Annotated in this window: 13 protein-coding genes; 7 read left to right on the forward strand and 6 right to left on the reverse strand. The window is 49.7% G+C overall.

Translation table 11 applies throughout. The features are described 5' to 3' along the window. Positions 1-12: 12 nt before the first annotated feature. Positions 13-2,268: a sensor histidine kinase gene (locus A0W33_RS15350; protein ID WP_068838998.1), complete on the reverse strand. Its 2,256-nt coding sequence runs from the start codon at positions 2,266-2,268 to the stop codon at positions 13-15. Positions 2,269-2,567: 299 nt separating this feature from the next. On the opposite strand from A0W33_RS15350, the gene A0W33_RS15355 reads away from it, so the two are divergent. From A0W33_RS15355 to A0W33_RS15365, 3 genes are all read left to right on the forward strand, one after another. Continuing rightward, entirely contained in the window at positions 2,568-3,395 is an 828-nt protein-coding gene (locus A0W33_RS15355) for a peroxiredoxin family protein (RefSeq protein ID WP_068838999.1), read from the forward strand. An 82-nt stretch (positions 3,396-3,477) separates the two neighbouring features. Continuing rightward, a complete protein-coding gene (locus A0W33_RS15360; RefSeq protein WP_068839000.1) occupies positions 3,478-4,740 on the forward strand; it encodes a T9SS type A sorting domain-containing protein in 1,263 nt (420 codons plus the stop codon). A gap of 140 nt (positions 4,741-4,880) precedes the next feature. Further along, positions 4,881-5,879 carry an alpha/beta fold hydrolase gene (locus A0W33_RS15365; protein WP_068839001.1) on the forward strand — a complete coding sequence of 333 codons (999 nt, stop codon included), beginning with the start codon at positions 4,881-4,883 and terminating at the stop codon, positions 5,877-5,879. A gap of 5 nt (positions 5,880-5,884) precedes the next feature. Here the strand turns inward: A0W33_RS15365 and A0W33_RS15370 are convergent, their stop codons facing one another. After that, positions 5,885-6,106, reverse strand: a complete 222-nt coding sequence (locus A0W33_RS15370) for a hypothetical protein (RefSeq protein WP_068839002.1) — start codon at positions 6,104-6,106, stop codon at positions 5,885-5,887. A gap of 137 nt (positions 6,107-6,243) precedes the next feature. On the opposite strand from A0W33_RS15370, the gene A0W33_RS15375 reads away from it, so the two are divergent. Further along, positions 6,244-6,999, forward strand: a complete 756-nt coding sequence (locus A0W33_RS15375; RefSeq protein WP_082815265.1) for a DUF547 domain-containing protein — start codon at positions 6,244-6,246, stop codon at positions 6,997-6,999. Between the two features lie 97 nt (positions 7,000-7,096). Beyond that, the gene (locus A0W33_RS15380) at positions 7,097-7,459 is read left to right on the forward strand and encodes a hypothetical protein (protein WP_068839003.1); all 363 of its coding nucleotides are present in this window, start codon (positions 7,097-7,099) and stop codon (positions 7,457-7,459) included. A gap of 117 nt (positions 7,460-7,576) precedes the next feature. Here the strand turns inward: A0W33_RS15380 and A0W33_RS15385 are convergent, their stop codons facing one another. The 3 genes from A0W33_RS15385 to A0W33_RS15395 all read right to left on the reverse strand — a co-directional run bounded on the left by A0W33_RS15385 (position 7,577) and on the right by A0W33_RS15395 (position 11,986). After that, positions 7,577-7,837, reverse strand: coding sequence for a hypothetical protein (locus A0W33_RS15385; protein WP_068839004.1), 261 nt, complete (start codon positions 7,835-7,837; stop codon positions 7,577-7,579). 389 nt (positions 7,838-8,226) lie between these two features. Then, positions 8,227-8,637, reverse strand: coding sequence for a response regulator (locus tag A0W33_RS15390; protein ID WP_068839005.1), 411 nt, complete (start codon positions 8,635-8,637; stop codon positions 8,227-8,229). Continuing rightward, complete coding sequence (locus A0W33_RS15395; RefSeq protein WP_139237231.1) at positions 8,606-11,986, reverse strand: PAS domain S-box protein; 3,381 nt, start codon at positions 11,984-11,986, stop codon at positions 8,606-8,608. The genes A0W33_RS15390 and A0W33_RS15395 overlap by 32 nt, the downstream gene beginning before the upstream one ends. Before the next feature lie 356 nt (positions 11,987-12,342). Between A0W33_RS15395 and A0W33_RS15400 the strand changes: the two genes are divergently transcribed. Beyond that, positions 12,343-14,577 carry a heavy metal translocating P-type ATPase gene (locus A0W33_RS15400; RefSeq protein WP_068839007.1) on the forward strand — a complete coding sequence of 745 codons (2,235 nt, stop codon included), beginning with the start codon at positions 12,343-12,345 and terminating at the stop codon, positions 14,575-14,577. A gap of 37 nt (positions 14,578-14,614) precedes the next feature. Beyond that, complete coding sequence (locus A0W33_RS15405) at positions 14,615-14,824, forward strand: heavy-metal-associated domain-containing protein (protein ID WP_068839008.1); 210 nt, start codon at positions 14,615-14,617, stop codon at positions 14,822-14,824. Between the two features lie 151 nt (positions 14,825-14,975). Here A0W33_RS15405 and A0W33_RS15410 read toward each other — a convergent pair whose 3' ends face one another. Next, a complete protein-coding gene (locus A0W33_RS15410; RefSeq protein WP_068839009.1) occupies positions 14,976-15,338 on the reverse strand; it encodes a transmembrane 220 family protein in 363 nt (120 codons plus the stop codon). Positions 15,339-16,132: the final 794 nt, after the last annotated feature.

Genomic DNA, 16,132 nt, shown 5'->3' on the forward strand with positions numbered 1-16,132 from the left:
AGGCATTCAGTATTAAGCAAATGGCAGGAATATCTCAAAGCGGCTACCTTTTCCTAATTCGCTTCTTAGTTTGATTTCGCCGTGATGCGCTTGCACAATTGCCTTTACATAACTGAGTCCAAGGCCGAATCCCTTCACGTTGTGCAGGTTACCGGTGGGCACCCGGTAAAACTTTTCGAATACCCGCTGTTGCGTGTCCTTGCTCATGCCAATGCCCTTGTCTTCCACTGCAATGAGCAGTCCCTCCGGTACATTTCGGGTAACAAGGCAAATATCCGGAGAAGCTGGGGAGTACTTATTCGCATTGTCGAGCAGGTTGCAGATTACGTTGTAAAGATGCACCTCATCTAGGCGCAGTTCGTGCTGCAGGGCATCCAACTGCATCGTAATCTGTCCCAGACGCTGCGCCACCTGCAGTTGTATACTCTCCACGGCTTTACGAGCGAGGGCATGCACATCCACCGGCTGCAGGTTCATCCGGAATTCATTTTTCTCCAGTTGGGCTATCTGCAGCACGTTTTCCACCTGGGCATTCATCCGCTTGTTCTCTTCCCGGATAATGCCGGTATAGTATTTTATCTTTTCGGGCTGCTCAAATACTTTGGGGTTAGCAATGGCGTCTGTTGCCAGGGAAATGGTGGCGATGGGCGTTTTGAACTCATGCGTCATGTTGTTGATGAAGTCATTCTTCATCTCCGACAGCTTTTTCTGTTTATAAATAATGTGTATGGTGGTGCCAAACGTAGCGATGATAACGCCGGTAAACAGCACAGATAAGGCAAGCATGCCCCACAGCCCCTTCAGTGCATAGGCTTTACTGTTCGGGAAGTACAGGCCCAGGTAATCAGATTTCTCAAAAATATCATTCGGGAAAAGACTCGCCTCATACTTGGGGAGCGACAGGTCCTGGACGGCGTTCACCTGGTGCATCGCCACGGTATCGCTTCCGCCGGAAACCACCCAATAGCCAAAGTCGAGTGCAATACCCTGTTGCTGCAGCTCTGCTTTCAGCAGCGCCTGCAGGTTATGGAGGTTCAGGCGCTCCTGCAGGGGGGTATCCTTCGCCACGTACTCCACCACCATCTGCTGCACCACATCGTTCAGCTTATCTTTCTTCACCTCAATTTTCTCAATGTTAGCAGGGCGTATGGTGCTGGCAGGCGCGTGAGCCGCAGCAACTTGCTTTGCCGGCTTAACAGATGTTGGCGCAGGAAGGCTTACCGCATTATGTATAGGCTTTCCCGCTGCCGTGCTAAATGTTTCGCGCCAGCTCGGGCTGCTTCCGGTAGCCTGTGGTGTCGTGGTGCGTTTGAAGAAATGCTGCGTTGCCTTATCCTTCTGCAAAATAAAGATGCTGTCGTTGCGCACGGTTATACTTGAGATGTCACCAGGTTGAAAGGAAACAGGCAGCTCCTGCAGCGCTTTCATCTCGTTCAGCTTCAGCGCCAGGTGGCGCAGCGTATCTACCGAAACAGCGACCGGCTGGTTTTGCAGACGGTAAACAGTGGTTGCCGCATCAGGTATCTGCTTGAACTGCACAATGTCCTTTCGCTTGTACTGAGGGTCTTCAGAGGCACTTTTTTGCTTCAGGTACACCCGTCCCTCACGCAAGAAGGCCACATGTGTTGTATCCGGAGGAGTGATGGTCATGCGGAAGTTGGACGGCGGCAAAGAATCATAAGCCTTACCGATGGTCACCGTGGTTGCACTATCCACCTGCCACCTGTACAGGCGGCTTTTGCCAGGAATCGAATCAGCTGTTCCTACCATTCCCTTTATCCCGGCTCGCGGAGCGCTGCCTATAGAGGCGGCGGAAGCGACCGTATACCTTGGCTGCTCTTTTCCTGCGGCACCTTTTACTTTGGCTTCCTTTTCCTTTGCTTTTCCTGCAGCGGCTACGGGCTCAAGTTGATAAATTTCAACGGGGGCAGGATTGGAAGCAGCTGTTGTTGCTGTTGCAGCCGGGCTTTTTTTTGAGGGTTTTAGTACCACGCGGGTGCGTGCTTTTTCCTGGCGCGCAGGAGTAGGAAGCTTATCTGTGGCAGCATCGGGTTTATTAAGGGCAGCCATGTTATGAGCCACCACCGACACGGCCTCCTGTGTTTCCAGTCGGTCGATCACCTTTGTCAGGGCCTCATTCACGCTGCGGTCGAACTGCTCCTGCTTTACCTTGATGGCATCGTTTATCCAATACAGTTGCAGCCCCACCACCCCCAGTAGCGAGACGCTCATCAGCACGAGAACTCCTATGATTGTTTGCTTGCTCACACAACAAATGTACGTTTTTGAAAGCGCCTGCGCTCTACTTTAACTTTTCTTTAACCTTTAAAGCTCCGCCGCCGCAAAACCTGCCTGTAAAACTGCAAGTAATTGAAAAACAGTTAAAAAGCAAGTATAAGTTACATAGCCGCCACGGCATTGTCAACAGCAGGGCGGTAACCTAATGAGCGTTTATAGCTTTAACTTTTCCTTAACATACTTTAACCTCTCCTTAACTATATGCCGTGTGGGCAGCAGGTATATTTGTGTAGTTGAAAGTGCGAACAAAACGATACCAACATAAAACTATGAAAAAGTTAATCAGAAGAGGATGCCTGTTGTTTGCGTTGCTGGGCCTTTATCCGGCTTCGCAAGCACTGGCCCAGAAAGTAGCAGGCAGCAAGCAGACAGGTGCAGAAGCCGTAACCCTTAAACCCTCTAAAGTAAGCACAAGTGCTGCCGCAAGGCCGGCCAAGGCAGAAAGTATTACAGCGGAACCCTCCAAAGCGAATGCCGCGGCAGCGGAAACAATAGCAGTGGCTCCCAGTGCCGTGCAAAAGCAGAGCACCACCATAAGTATAGGCGGTGGAACAGGCAAAGAGTTAAGCAAGGCAGAAATTGACAGCCTGGTTGATGCGGGCGTTATCAAGATAATGACGCATGAGGAAATGCTGGATATGAAGCGTGTGCGGGAGGAGAAGTTCTTAGCCATGGTGAATAAGCCTGCCCCGGCGTTTACGGCCACTGACCTGAATGGCAAAACCTATACTTTAGAACAGCTGAAAGGGAAGACGGTCGTGTTGAACTTCTGGTTTATCGGCTGCAAACCCTGTGTATTGGAGATGCCCCACCTGAACGAGGTAGTGGCCAAGTATAAACCAGAGGAGGTAGTGTTCCTGGCGTTCGCGCTCGATCAGGAGCCGGATCTGCGTCAGTTTCTCGAGAAGCACTCTTTTAACTACAACATTGTGCCAGATGCAGGCAAAACAGCCCGTGACACCTTCGGGGTGAATGCCTTCCCCACAAGTATGGTGATTAACAAGGCCGGTGTGCTGCAGAGTTACCTTGTAGGCTACAGCGAAGATGTGGGCGAGCAACTAACAGGTATGATAGAGAAAGCAAGGCAGCACAAGTAGTTACAGGCTACGCTTTTAACTTTTTTGCTAACATACTTTAACCTCTCCTTAACCAATTCGAAACAGGCTACAGCGTAATTTTATGATGAATCTAAACGGCAAAACGATGAATTTTATTTCCACCTTAGAAACCATGGCGAAACTGGCGCTAGCCCTTCTGCTGGCGCTTTTACCACTCCACCAACTCCTGGCGCAGGAAAGTAGCAGCGAAAAAACAAAGGAACTGCGCGTCAAGATAGTCCGGGAACTGAACGGTCAGACGCAGGTAACGGACACCGTGGTGCAGGCACAGGACCAGGACCAGGAAGTGCTCATCAACTCCCTTAGAGCCCTCAAAACCGATACGGCACTGGCCCGCCGGCTGCGCACGAACCTTGGCGGCACGTTCCGGTTCGACACTACAGTGGTAGTTAAAGATATCAAAAAGAGGATCTACAGCAGTTCAGGTGCGGCGTTAGACACTGCTGAGTTCCGAAGGCTGCACGGGGATAAAATTAAAGTCTATAAGCTGGATAAAGCACTAAATACTGCCGACAGGCAAGTGTTTGTGAATCGCATCAGGACGCAGGACACAACCATGTACCGTCGTTTGCAGGAGGAGGGTGCTATTTTTTATCTAAACGGGGATAGCTTGAAAGGCATACATCATTTTGAAGTAGTTAACGGTGCGGAAACCGTAGAGATAGGGTCCGGAAATCCGGCGGTATTCTTACGAGCAGCCAAAAACAAGGACGGCGTGTTCCTGATTCACCGGGACTCTGCCGCGCTCAACCACCTGAATCCCACACGAATTGCAAAGATTGTTGTGCAGCGTGGCAACGTGATCAGCTTGGATTCTTTGAGGGGGGCAGGTGTGAAGAAAGTGCAGATCAAGATATCGAAAGACAAAGAAACGGGTGCGCAGAAAGTCTACAAAATAGATGAGCAGGGCAACGAGGTGGAGATGAAAGGGGACTACCTGAAACTGGACCACGGCGATGCCCGCATTACGATCATTATGAAGGCCAGGGTAGAGGATATCACCGCAGCCGATAAGGAAGCACTAAAGGAAGCGGGTGCCTCTGTCGAGACAAAGCCGCGAAATGAGCTGCACGTGGAGGAAATCAGCTTTTACCCCAACCCAAACAACGGGCGCTTTAACCTTAGCTTTAAGCTGGACAAGAGGAGCACCACCCGGGTAAGCGTAATGGACAGCCAGGGGAAAGAAGTATTTGTGGATACTGTGGCAGAGCCTGCAGGAGAGTACAACCGGCAGATCGATCTCACACCTTTCGGACCAGGACTATACTACCTGCAAATTGCGCAGGGGAAAAAATATCACACCAAAAGGATATTAGTGAAATAACAGAATTGCTACAAAGATGAATAAACCGAAAAGCCTGCTACTGTGTAACAGGCTTTTTTTCTGTGGCTGAACCCTGTGCCGGCTTCCTAAGTAAAAGTATACCTGTGTTTTAAAGGAGGGTGACACTTAATAGGATACCGATGCAAAATAAAAGTTTACTGACGCTGCTTTTGACTTGCCTGCTTTGCCTAAGCGCACAGGCGCAAATTCCGAAAACCTTGAATGCCACGCTGGATGGCTACAAGTACCCTTATGAGGTGAAATACTTTGAGGCCGAGGTAGAAGGCGAGAAGTATAAAATGGCTTACATGGATGTGGCGCCTACCAGGCAGGTGCAAAACCCCCAAACGGTACTGCTCCTGCACGGCAAGAACTTCTTCGGGGCTTACTGGGGCCAGACAATTAAATTCCTCACTGAAAATGGCTTTCGGGTAATCGTGCCGGATCAGGTGGGTTTCGGCAAGTCTGAAAAGCCGGAAGTATACTACAGCTTCCACCAACTGGCCCAAAATACGAAGGAGCTGCTGGAGCACCTAGGGGTAAAAAGAACAGCCGTGGTGGGTCACTCCATGGGCGGCATGGTGGCTACGCGGTTTGCCTTGCTTTACCCGGAGATGACAACGAAGCTGGTGCTGGAAAATTCCATAGGGCTGGAGGATTACCGCCTGTTCGTACCATACAAAACGCTGAACGATCTGTACCAGGAAGAGCTGAAGCGCACGCCGGAATCTATCCGCAAATACCATCAAACCTATTATACCGCCTGGAAACCTGCTTATGAGGAGTGGGTAAACGTGCCGGCCGCGCAAATTGGCCATCCGGATTATCCTAAAGTTGCCCAGGCATCGGCATTAACGTATGCCATGATTTACCAGCAGCCGGTGGTGTATGAGTTCGATGAGCTGAAGGTGCCCACACTGCTGGTGATCGGGCAGGAAGACCGCACCATTGTAGGTAAAGGCTACATCCAGGACAAGCAGAAGCTGCAGGAGCATGGGCAGTACCCGCAACTAGGCAAGCAAACAGCCAAGGCTATTCCGAACGCAAGGCTGGTGGAACTGAAGGGGGTGGGGCATATCCCGCACCTGGAGGCTCCCGAAAAGTTTGAGCAGGCGCTGCTTCAGTTTCTAAAGCAGTAGGCCGGTTAATGGTGGTGGTCGTGATCGTTGGGCTTGCTGTTGTAATTGGCGATGGTACCCAGCACAAAAAAGACAGCCCAACATAAATAAAGCGCGTTGAAATTAGCAACAGTTTTGCCCAGCAGCAGCAGGATAAGGTTGGCAACAATGGTCATCACCAAGCCTGTGGCAGCCACAAACTGGTAGGAGTTCATTTCCCGAGGGTCGTAAATTTTCGATAATTTCATGCGCTGTCAGTTCTGTTCTCCCCCCGCTAACAATTTCGGAGCAAGAGTAGTGCCTTTTGGGTAAAGGTGCGGCAAAGATAACAGAACGGTTCAGTTATTGTTACTAAAGATCAGAACCAGCTCCTTATACTTTACCGATGATGAAAAAGACCTTCCTATACTTGTTTTTACTTTTTGTTCCCGCTGCTGTTATACTTCCCGTATCAAGCGCTTCTGCCGCTGCGGTTACCCAGGATAACTTTTATACCTCCACCACAGAGCTGTTGCAGCGGCACGTAAAGCAGGGGCAGGTAAATTACAGGAGCCTGCAGCAGGACGGACAGAAGCTAAAACAACTTGTGCAGCAGGTAGCTGCCTATAATCTGAGCAATGCCTCCGCTGCTGAAAGAAAAGCTTTTTACATTAACGCCTACAACCTGCTGGTACTGCAGCAGGTGCTGGAGCATTATCCGTTAAAATCGGTGATGGACGTGAAAGGCTTTTTTGACGGGAACAAGTATAAAGTTGCCGGGGAGAGCCTGACGCTAAACCAATTGGAGAAGCAAAAGCTGCTGGAGCCATTTAATGATGCGCGGGTTCATTTCGCCGTGGTATGTGCCGCTAAGTCGTGCCCGCCCTTGCTTAGCGAGGCCTACACCCCGCAAAAGGTAGAGCAGCAGTTGCAGGCACAGGCCGAGCGTACACTGCAAGGTAAGCAGTTCATAAAGGTACAGCCCCAAAACCGTAAAGTACTGGTGTCAGAGATCTTCAACTGGTACAAGAGCGATTTTGGCAGCTCTAACAATAGCATTCTCGCCTATATAAACCGCTATCGCACACAAGCCGTTCCTAAGAATTACGACCTGGGATACTATACTTATAATTGGCAGCTGAACGATATATCAGGCAAATGATGCCATTAGTGTGAATTTTATGTTAAGCTATTCTGGGGCACACGCTAACATGTGCTGGCTATCAGCGTATATGCTAGAGAACTAAAACAAAAAGACTATGAGCAATGCTGAAGATAGAAAGCCTGAAAAGGATGATAACATAAATAACGATTACCGCGAACGCGTTGGCATGGACAACCACCCCGATCCGTCGGCCAAGCGAAATATGGGCCCCGGGGGCACAACAGAGCGTGCCGGCCAGATGGACAAGCTGGAGAACAAGCACATCGGTGGCGACGAAACCACCGGCTACGGCGCCAACGACCCAAACAGCGTAGAATCTTTTGCGCAAGGACCGGGCTTTGAGTTTGAAGGAAGCGACACCGGCATGGATGACGATGTGGCGGGTATCCGCCGTGGAGACCAGCCGCTAGGGGAGGACAAGGAAAGACCAGACGACGCAGATTACAGCCGACGGTAACAGCGGACAAGTATAAACAGGAAGGGGGGAGCCAATTGGCTCCCCCCTTCCTGTTTATAAGTTAACCATACAGCGAAGGCCCAGGGTTGGTGTTCCTTCGCTATCCTGGCTCATGTTCTAGTTCTCTGCGCCGGCGGCTACAAAGCGTGTGTGGGTATTTTCTTTCTTAAAGTTAGCATAGGCCTGCATTTGGTCAGGCTTCAGGAAGGACTGCATGTTATGGTCATACGTCTGAGCCAGCTCCTGCAGCTTCTGCTTCATCAGTTTTTCATCGCTGCCAAACTTCTGCTTTATTTCCTCCGTTTTGGCCATCAGGTCACGGTTCAAAGCTTTGAGTTGGATATAGCCGGGCTCATTAAGGCGAAGTTCAAGCGCCATCTTTCTTGTTAGCTCGGTGCATCGGGCTTCGGCTTCAGGGCTAAGGGAGCTATTGGATTGTGCAAATGAGGTCGCACAAATCATAAAAGAGGCAAACGCAACTAGTAAAAACTTTTTCATAAGGGGTGTGTTTAAGCGTAAAACAAAGGTTACATAGAAGACTTCTATATCTGCATATAGTGTTTTTGTCTTACACTGCTTACGCACCTGTTTTTGAAATAGTTGTTGGTTTTTAATATTAGATTAGTTTGAGGGAGATTAAAGTTAAAAAAGATGCCTAAATATTTATATATATATATAATACGGAATCTATACTTAGAATCAGGTATACGGTATAAACGGAAAAAGGCCACAGGTAACTGTGGCCTTTTTCCGTTTATAGAAATAAACTATTGCTGTATATAGTCTTCCTTGATGATGTTCAGTATCTCTGTGGAAAGCGGTTTAGAGAAGAATTCCTTTACATCCAGAAGGTTCTTAGCGGTGATGATGTCTTTCCTGTCTACGGCCGAGGACAGCATAAACAGGCAGCACTTGCTGGTCAGGTCCTCCGGAAACTTCTTATACTCATCCATAAACTGCCAGCCATCCATGCCCGGCATGTTGATGTCGAGGAAAATTAATTCTGGAAAGTTGCCAGGGGAGGCTGTTGCCATATCCTTCAAGTGATTCAGCGCGTCCTCAGCCCACTCAAAACTACACACCTCCTCCGCAAAATCCTCATTCTTGATTATACTCTCACAAACAAAGTTGTTTACCTGGTCATCATCAATTAAAACTACTTTCTTTAAGGTGCTCATGGTACTTCTGTAGTTTAAGGTATACATAGAAGGTAGTCCCCATCGAAGGCTGGCTCTCAACTTCAACTTTTCCTCCCAGTAATTCCGCCTGTGTCTTTACAAGGTGTAACCCTATGCCTTTGCCTTCAATCTTGTGGTGGAACCGCTTGTACAGCCCGAATACTTTTCCGTTCTGCTTCTCAAGGTCTATACCCAAACCATTATCCCGAATGCTGAGGCAAAGATAATTGTTTACCTCATAAGTATTAATGCTGACGATTAATTTTTGATCAGGCTTTCTGAATTTAATCGCGTTGGATACCAGGTTGTACAGGATGCTGTGCACATAGCTGCGAACAGCCACGGTGCTTGGTGCCAGATCAAAAGAATACGTGATGCATGCTCCGCAGGCCTCTATCTCCGGTTTCAGGGAGGCCAGCACATCGTCTGCCAACTCCTGAAAGCAAACCTGCTCCTGTGCGGCCTCAGCCTCACTGCGCATGGTGAGCAGGTCGTTCAGGTCACGGATTGTAGTGTCAAGCAGCTGAGCTGAGGTTACAATGTTGTCGATAACCAGGTTGTTGGTAGGTATCTGGGGAGTTTGCCTGTTGTAAATCGAGACAAGGCCAAGCAGGTTGGCAATTGGTGCCCGCATGTTGTGCGACACAATATAGGCGAACTGCTGCAGGTTCTGGTTCTGCTTGAGCAACTGCTCTGTCAGCTTTAGTCGCTTGGCCTCAGTCTCCTTGTTTTGAGTGATATCTGATGCGGCACCGTCTATTCGTACTACACTGCCGTTCTCATTTTTCTTGGGCGACAGGCGCAACAGCACCCATTTGATGCCTGCGTCAGGGGTTACGATTCTTGCCTCATGCTGCTGTTGCTGGCCTGCCAGCACCTTTGGCAGCACTTCCTGCAGCAGCACCTCTTTGTCGGCACTGTATATTATGTTTTGCCATATTAGCTTGTTACCGATAAAGCTCTCTTCGGAATAACCGGTCACATCACGGCATTGCGGACTCATGTAGGTCATGACAAAATCCGTATCGGTGGAGAAGATAACCTCAGGGATATTTTCTATCGTTGACTGCAGTAGGTTTTTGGCCTCTGTTACGTCCCGCTCTGCAAGTTTCCTGTCCGTAATGTCCTGAGTAGTGCCTGTTACGAGTACAGGGTTCCCTTCCTCGTCGCAAATTGTTTCGGTGATGTGGTACAGGTATTTGGTGCTGCCATCCTGCAGGATAATCCGGTGCTCATACGTCAGGTCTTCCTTGCCACAGGCAATGTCGGCTACAAGTTTAAGGGTGGCCTGGCTGTCCCCGGGGTGCAGGAACGGAGCCAGACTGCGCAGCGTCGGAACAAAGTCGGGATATGCAAAGCCGCAGAGATCGTAGAGCGTTCGGGACATGGTGAGCACGTCTTTCTGCAGATCATACTCCCAACTGCCAATTTTGGCGAGACGCTGGGCCTTGGCCAACTGCGTTTCATTTCTTTTGATGGTCTCAATGGCCCTTTTTTGATCTGTCCGGTTGTAGACACTAAGCGTTACGTTGATTACCTGGCCCTTGCCATCAAAAACAGGCTTGAAGGTGATCTCGTGCCAGAAACCACCGGTTCCCTGCTCATACTGGATCGTCAGGCCCTGCATGGCCTTTGCATGGTTGTCGCGGAACTGCCCCTGCTGTTCAGGGTCAATGATGTCCAATATGTCCTGGCCTGTGGCCAACTCCTGGAGCGAAAGCCGCTGCACTTCTTCCTGTGCCACTGCATTGAAGGCAACGATACGTCGTTGGGTATCCAGCAGGTAGATCGCCTGAGGTGAGCTGTCGAGCAGTGCGCGCAGGTTTGCCTCGTTGCGGGTAAGCTGCTCCTGCGCCTCTTTCTGGCCGGAAATATCAATAAAAGTTCCGTTCCAGGTGACGGTACCCTTGCCCTTGCAGGTAGGCAGGCTGTGCCCACGCACCCATCCATACTTGTTCAGGTCAGGTTTCCAAACGCGTAACTCTGCTATCCAGGGGGTCAGGTTCAGGTATGAATCGAGGATGGACTGATGTACAGTTGGCAGGTCGTCCGGGTGCAGGTTACTGAAAAGAATCGAAGGGTCCTGGTAAACCTCTGCCGGCGCCACGCCACATAAATTGGTGATGCCCTCGCTCACGTATGGAAAGCTGGTGGAATGATCAGGGCCCATCTGAAACTGGAACACAGCACCGGGCAAGCTGGAACTAACCTCGTGAAGCTGTCTGGCACTTTTTTCCATCTGTTCCATAGCCTGCTCTCTCTCCTGCACATTCACAGCCACCACCAGCCTTGGATATATGCCGTTCTGCCTCGGCAGAGCGTGCGATTTCAGCTCTACCTTAAACAAATGCCCATCTTTGTGCTTGTGGATGTAACCTTTGCTGCCGGCATCAGAGGCTTTATCGATAGAATGCATGCGCTGCATAAGTTTTTCAACCTCTTCCTCAGGCCTTATATCGAGCAGCGTCATGCCCATAAATTCCTCCCGGGTATAGCCATACTCCTGCACCGCCGCCTTGTTTACCTCTAAAAAGCGGAGGGAGCTTTGGTCATAGACCCACATGGGCACCGGGTTTCTGTTAAATAGCCGCTTGTACTGCATCTGGCTATCCTCGAGTGCCTGCTGCAGCTCCTTACGCTCGTTTACCTCCTCATTCAGGGTGTTGTTTTCCTGGTGCAGTCGCTTGAAAACCTTGGACAGCACAAAAGCGGCCCACACCGAGGCGGAAATGGCCAGCAACAGCAGTAAGGCATAGTCATCAACAATAGACGAAAACCCGGAAATTGCCTCCTGTGTGCGCTTTCTGGAGGAGCTGGCAATGCCATCGCTAAGCTTTACTAACTTTAACTGGTGACTGCTGTAAAAAGGAGCAAGTGTGCCCTTTGCATAGGATTGCGCTTCTGCAGTCAACTTCATGTCGCTGAGCGTGAGCAGACTATCTGCCTGCATTTTGTATTGCCTGCGCTCTTCTACAAGCTCTTTTAGTAGCTGTCTGCGGGCCGTATCTACAATTATAGCGTCCAGTTCGAGGAGAATGGCCTCATTTTCCATGGTTATAACGGCTACCTCCTGGCGCAAGCTGTTTTTAGTGGCGGCGCTGTCGGCAAGCAGGTGCAGTTGGAGCAAGGTCTGTGTTTGCTCCTTGTTATTAAGCAGCTCATTGACGAGCTCCAGCTGCTTATAGGTGCGGAACACGTTGTTACTGTACTCGTTTCGCACCTGGTTTGCCCGTATGTAAGAATAAAGGCAAACGCCTACGAGCACCACTACCAATAGCAGGAAAGAAACACCTAGAGAGCGTATGGTCAGTTGGTGCCTGCTGTTGCCGCTTTGTTTGTTCGTTTTCAAGCTAAGGGTGTACAATAGTTTGGGTACGGCTTCGGAAAGCCTTGTAAGTATAAAGTCTAATATACAGGAGTTATATGTTTTGTGCAACAACCAGATAAGTTGTCCTGCCCGTAAAGATAGGCTATAAGACACAAAAGTAGTGACATATATTTAAAAGACCCCATAAAACCGAGGACTATTAGTAGAAACAGGATCGATTCTAAAATTATACTTATATTTTATAGAATGAATAAAATACAATTGGTGCTGGGCGCTTGATTGCCCTGTTGAGAAAAACTATGTAACATTATTATAAAATTATGTAATACCCCAGCCTCTTGCCTGAAGTATCTTTGTAGGGAACAGAAAATCAAACTATGGCAACGTTAGCAGACATAAAACTGGAAAAGGTAACTTATCCCGTAGAGGGCATGACCTGTGCCTCCTGCGCCAACAGCATTCAGAGTATGCTCAATGCGCGCGAAGGAGTGCAGGAGGCGAGCGTAAACTTTGCAAGCAAAACAGTGCAGGTAGCTTATGCACCGAGTGAGGTAACACCTGCGCAGCTGCGCGAGACGGTGCAGGAAATCGGGTTTGATATACTTATAGAGGAGCAGACGCAAGAGGAGCTGGAGGAGCGGCAGGAAAAGGCCCTGGCTACCCTGAAGCGAAAAACCATAGTGGCGGGAGTTCTGGCGTTGCCGGTCTTCGTGCTGGGTATGTTCTTCCACGGCGCCTTTGCCTGGGGTAACTGGGCCATGCTTATACTTACCACACCCGTGATACTATGGGCAGGGCAGCGCTTCTTCACTGGGGCCTGGGCGCAGGCAAAGCATTTCCGGGCGAACATGGATACGCTGGTGGCGCTTAGCACCGGCATTGCCTTTGCTTTCAGTGTTTTTAATACGGTGTACCCCCAGTTCTTTTTGAGCCGGGGCCTGATGCCGCACGTGTACTACGAGGCGGTGGCCGTGATCATTGCGTTTATACTTCTGGGTAAGTACCTGGAGGAGGGGGCCAAGGATCGCAGTTCTACGGCGATCAAAAAGCTGATGGGCCTGCAGCCCAAGAGCGTGCGTGTGCTCCGCAATGGCACCGAGATGGAAATAAAAATAGAAGAGGTACAGCTAGGAGACCGCGTAGTGCTGTTGCCCGGCGAGCGCATACCGGTGGATGGAGAGGTGGCAGCAGGCAGCACGTACGTGGATGAAAGCATGTTAAGTGGCGAGCCGCTGCCCGTGCAGAAACAGGCGGGGGATCTGCTGTATGCCGGTACCATTAACCAAAAAGGAAGTGTGCAGCTTATTGCCCGGAAAACAGGTGGCGAAACAATGCTGGCCCATATCATCAAACTGGTGCAGGAGGCGCAGGGGAGCAAAGCGCCTGTGCAGAAACTGGTGGATAAGATTGCCGGTATCTTTGTGCCGATTGTGTTGGTCATCGCACTACTGACATTTGCCGCCTGGCTACTTTTTGGTGGGGAATCCTACTTGTCGGAGGCGCTGCTGTCCACTATTTCGGTACTGGTGATTGCCTGTCCCTGTGCCCTGGGCCTTGCCACGCCAACGGCTATTATGGTGGGTGTAGGCAGGGGCGCCGAGAATGGCATTTTGATCAAAGACGCAGAGAGCCTGGAGCACGCCCATAAAGTTAACGCTGTTATCCTGGATAAGACGGGTACAATTACGTTAGGCAAGCCTTCGGTAACCGATAGTGTGTGGGCGCATGAAGTTGAGGAGCAGGGCAAGCTGGAGAGACTTTTCTTCTCCATGGAGGCACAATCCGAACATCCTATCGCCCAGGCCATCTATACTTATTATAAAGAACAGGGGCAGCAGGCGCTGCAGCCGGACAGCTTCAACAGTTTAACCGGTCTGGGAATTGAAGCGACCTATGCGGGCACAACCTACTATGCCGGTAACGAAAAGCTGTTGCGGCAGCAAGGCGTAAACCTACCGGAGCACCTGTTACAGGCGGCCCGCAAACTGCAGCAGGACGCGAAAACGGCTATCTTCTTTGCGGATGCCGTACAGGCACTGGCTGTTTTTGCCGTAAGCGACCCTGTAAAGCCTACGGCTGCCGAGGGCATAAAGGCCTTGCATGATGCCGGTCTGGAAGTATACATGTTGACGGGCGACAACATTCAGACAGCCACGGCTGTGGCTAAGCAGGTAGGAGTGGCGCATTATCAGGCAGAACTGCTGCCAAACGATAAGGCCGCCTTTGTGAAAAAGCTGCAGTCAGAAGGAAAAGTGGTAGCGATGGTGGGAGATGGCATAAACGATGCACAGGCCCTTGCCACGGCCGATGTAAGCATAGCCATGGGCCAGGGCACCGATGTGGCCATGGATGTGGCCGGAATTACCCTCATGCGCTCTGACCTGACCCAGGTTGCCAAGGCGGTAACACTGTCGCGGGCCACGGTGCAGACGATTCGGCAGAACCTGTTCTGGGCCTTTTTCTACAACGTGATCTGTATTCCCGTGGCAGCCGGTGTGCTGTTCCCGTTCACAGGCTTCCTGTTGAGCCCGATGGTAGCTGGGGCTGCCATGGCCCTGAGTTCCGTGTCGGTTGTAACAAACAGCCTCCGCTTGCGTGCCCGTAAATTATAAAGTGTAATTAATATGTTAAACAGATAAATGCATACGTATGGAAACCTTTAAATTTAAAACCAACATCAACTGCGGAAACTGTGTGAAAGCCGTTACGCCCCATTTAAATAAATTAGAAGGCATTCAGGAATGGACGGTGGATACCAACAACCCCAATAAAGTGCTGGAGGTGAAAGCTGACTCAGCTGATGCCCAGGAAATCAAAAGCACGGTAGAGCGTGCCGGGTTTGAGGCAGAGTTAATATAATTCTGAAACCGTGTGGAAAGCTTTCTGGTGCTTTGCAAGCTGTCTTATACTTGAAAGAGCATGTCAACAGCAGGAGGGGAGTAACGGTAGAATGTTTTAAACCAGATGGGCTAGCCGAGTAATCGGCTAGCCCATCTGGTTTATAGAACCGCTATGCGTTGGAAGAACGGCGAACGTGGTATTTCTGTAACAGAGCCAGGCAGGTAAAGGATACAGCGCATAACAGGAGGCCCAAAGATTCACGCGCTTCTTCGATGTGCTTAATGTCGCCACCGCCAATACGGATACCTTCGAAACGCGCTGGCCACACGAAGATGGCGCAAGCAATATACAAAGCGGCTGCTAACCAAAGTATTGCAGGTGCGGTTTTATTAGCTGCGGCCATAAAGCAGGCCAGCGCCGCCATACCATAGGCCACCATCCATATAAGAGGATCGGGATCATTGTACTGTAGCACCACAAAGAGCAGGTACAGCACTCCAAAGGACAACCCCATAATTTTTAGAAGCATCATAAGCACGAGGTTAGTTTGTTGATCTACTCCTATCTACTTTGATGGCATAGGTGATTAGTATACAAATAAAATAAAAAAGCGAGCTAAAGTGCCTGTTTGTTTGCCAACCTTTGCTGCAATAGCGGGCTATCCATGAAGTATCAGTTCTAGGGGTTGTTTATCTGTTGTGATTTAAACCTTGGCATACGCATTGAGTGCCAGGTGTTTGCAATAATTAGGTTGTTAACAAGAACCTTAAAACAAGTGCCGCTCCAGGAAAAATCGAAGTTGGAATCATGCTTGATGTTACTGTTTAAGCGGTATGAAATATAGCTGCCTAAGATTTGTGTTAAGGGCAAAAGCATAGTTAAGTAGGAACCGACCCTAAGGTATGAGAAGCAAAAAAAATTATTAACTGCAATTGGATGCTGGCTCTAATAGCGCTAAAAGTGAAAACAAGCTGCTCTCCTGCCCCTAAAGTTTTGTACCATTGGTACCATCCCTAACAATTCAGTCTGCAAACGCTGCCAATACTTGTAAGTAGATTTTGTCTGTCCTGTCTGATTCACTGCATTATACAGTTTCGGTTATTTCCTGTCAATCGTAAGGCGATTCTCCTGTACTTCAAGAGCATGCATGATTGAGCTTGCCCAAGTATAGGCTGCCCATCACAAGGTGCGTACGGCTTCAATAGTACATAATCCTGCTGGAAGCAAGCACAACGCTACACATTACCAGCTTTTATGAAGTATTGACCGCATTACCCCTTCCTTAAAATAGTTCAGCATATAGGTCTCCAAACCTGCTCGTTTATT

The organism is Pontibacter akesuensis (genome assembly GCF_001611675.1).
GTDB classification, from domain to species: Bacteria; Bacteroidota; Bacteroidia; order Cytophagales; family Hymenobacteraceae; genus Pontibacter; species Pontibacter akesuensis.

Bases quoted from the DNA above. Each gene is read 5' to 3' on its own strand.
- A0W33_RS15355 (WP_068838999.1), top strand. From the start codon at position 2,568: ATGAAAAAGTTAATCAGAAGAGGATGCCTGTTGTTTGCGTTGCTGGGC.
- A0W33_RS15360 (WP_068839000.1), top strand. From the start codon at position 3,478: ATGATGAATCTAAACGGCAAAACGATGAATTTTATTTCCACCTTAGAA.
- A0W33_RS15365 (WP_068839001.1), top strand. From the start codon at position 4,881: ATGCAAAATAAAAGTTTACTGACGCTGCTTTTGACTTGCCTGCTTTGC.
- A0W33_RS15370 (WP_068839002.1), bottom strand. From the start codon at position 6,106: ATGAAATTATCGAAAATTTACGACCCTCGGGAAATGAACTCCTACCAG.
- A0W33_RS15375 (WP_082815265.1), top strand. From the start codon at position 6,244: ATGATGAAAAAGACCTTCCTATACTTGTTTTTACTTTTTGTTCCCGCT.
- A0W33_RS15380 (WP_068839003.1), top strand. From the start codon at position 7,097: ATGAGCAATGCTGAAGATAGAAAGCCTGAAAAGGATGATAACATAAAT.
- A0W33_RS15385 (WP_068839004.1), bottom strand. From the start codon at position 7,837: ATGGCGCTTGAACTTCGCCTTAATGAGCCCGGCTATATCCAACTCAAA.
- A0W33_RS15390 (WP_068839005.1), bottom strand. From the start codon at position 8,637: ATGAGCACCTTAAAGAAAGTAGTTTTAATTGATGATGACCAGGTAAAC.
- A0W33_RS15400 (WP_068839007.1), top strand. From the start codon at position 12,343: ATGGCAACGTTAGCAGACATAAAACTGGAAAAGGTAACTTATCCCGTA.
- A0W33_RS15405 (WP_068839008.1), top strand. From the start codon at position 14,615: ATGGAAACCTTTAAATTTAAAACCAACATCAACTGCGGAAACTGTGTG.
- A0W33_RS15410 (WP_068839009.1), bottom strand. From the start codon at position 15,338: ATGATGCTTCTAAAAATTATGGGGTTGTCCTTTGGAGTGCTGTACCTG.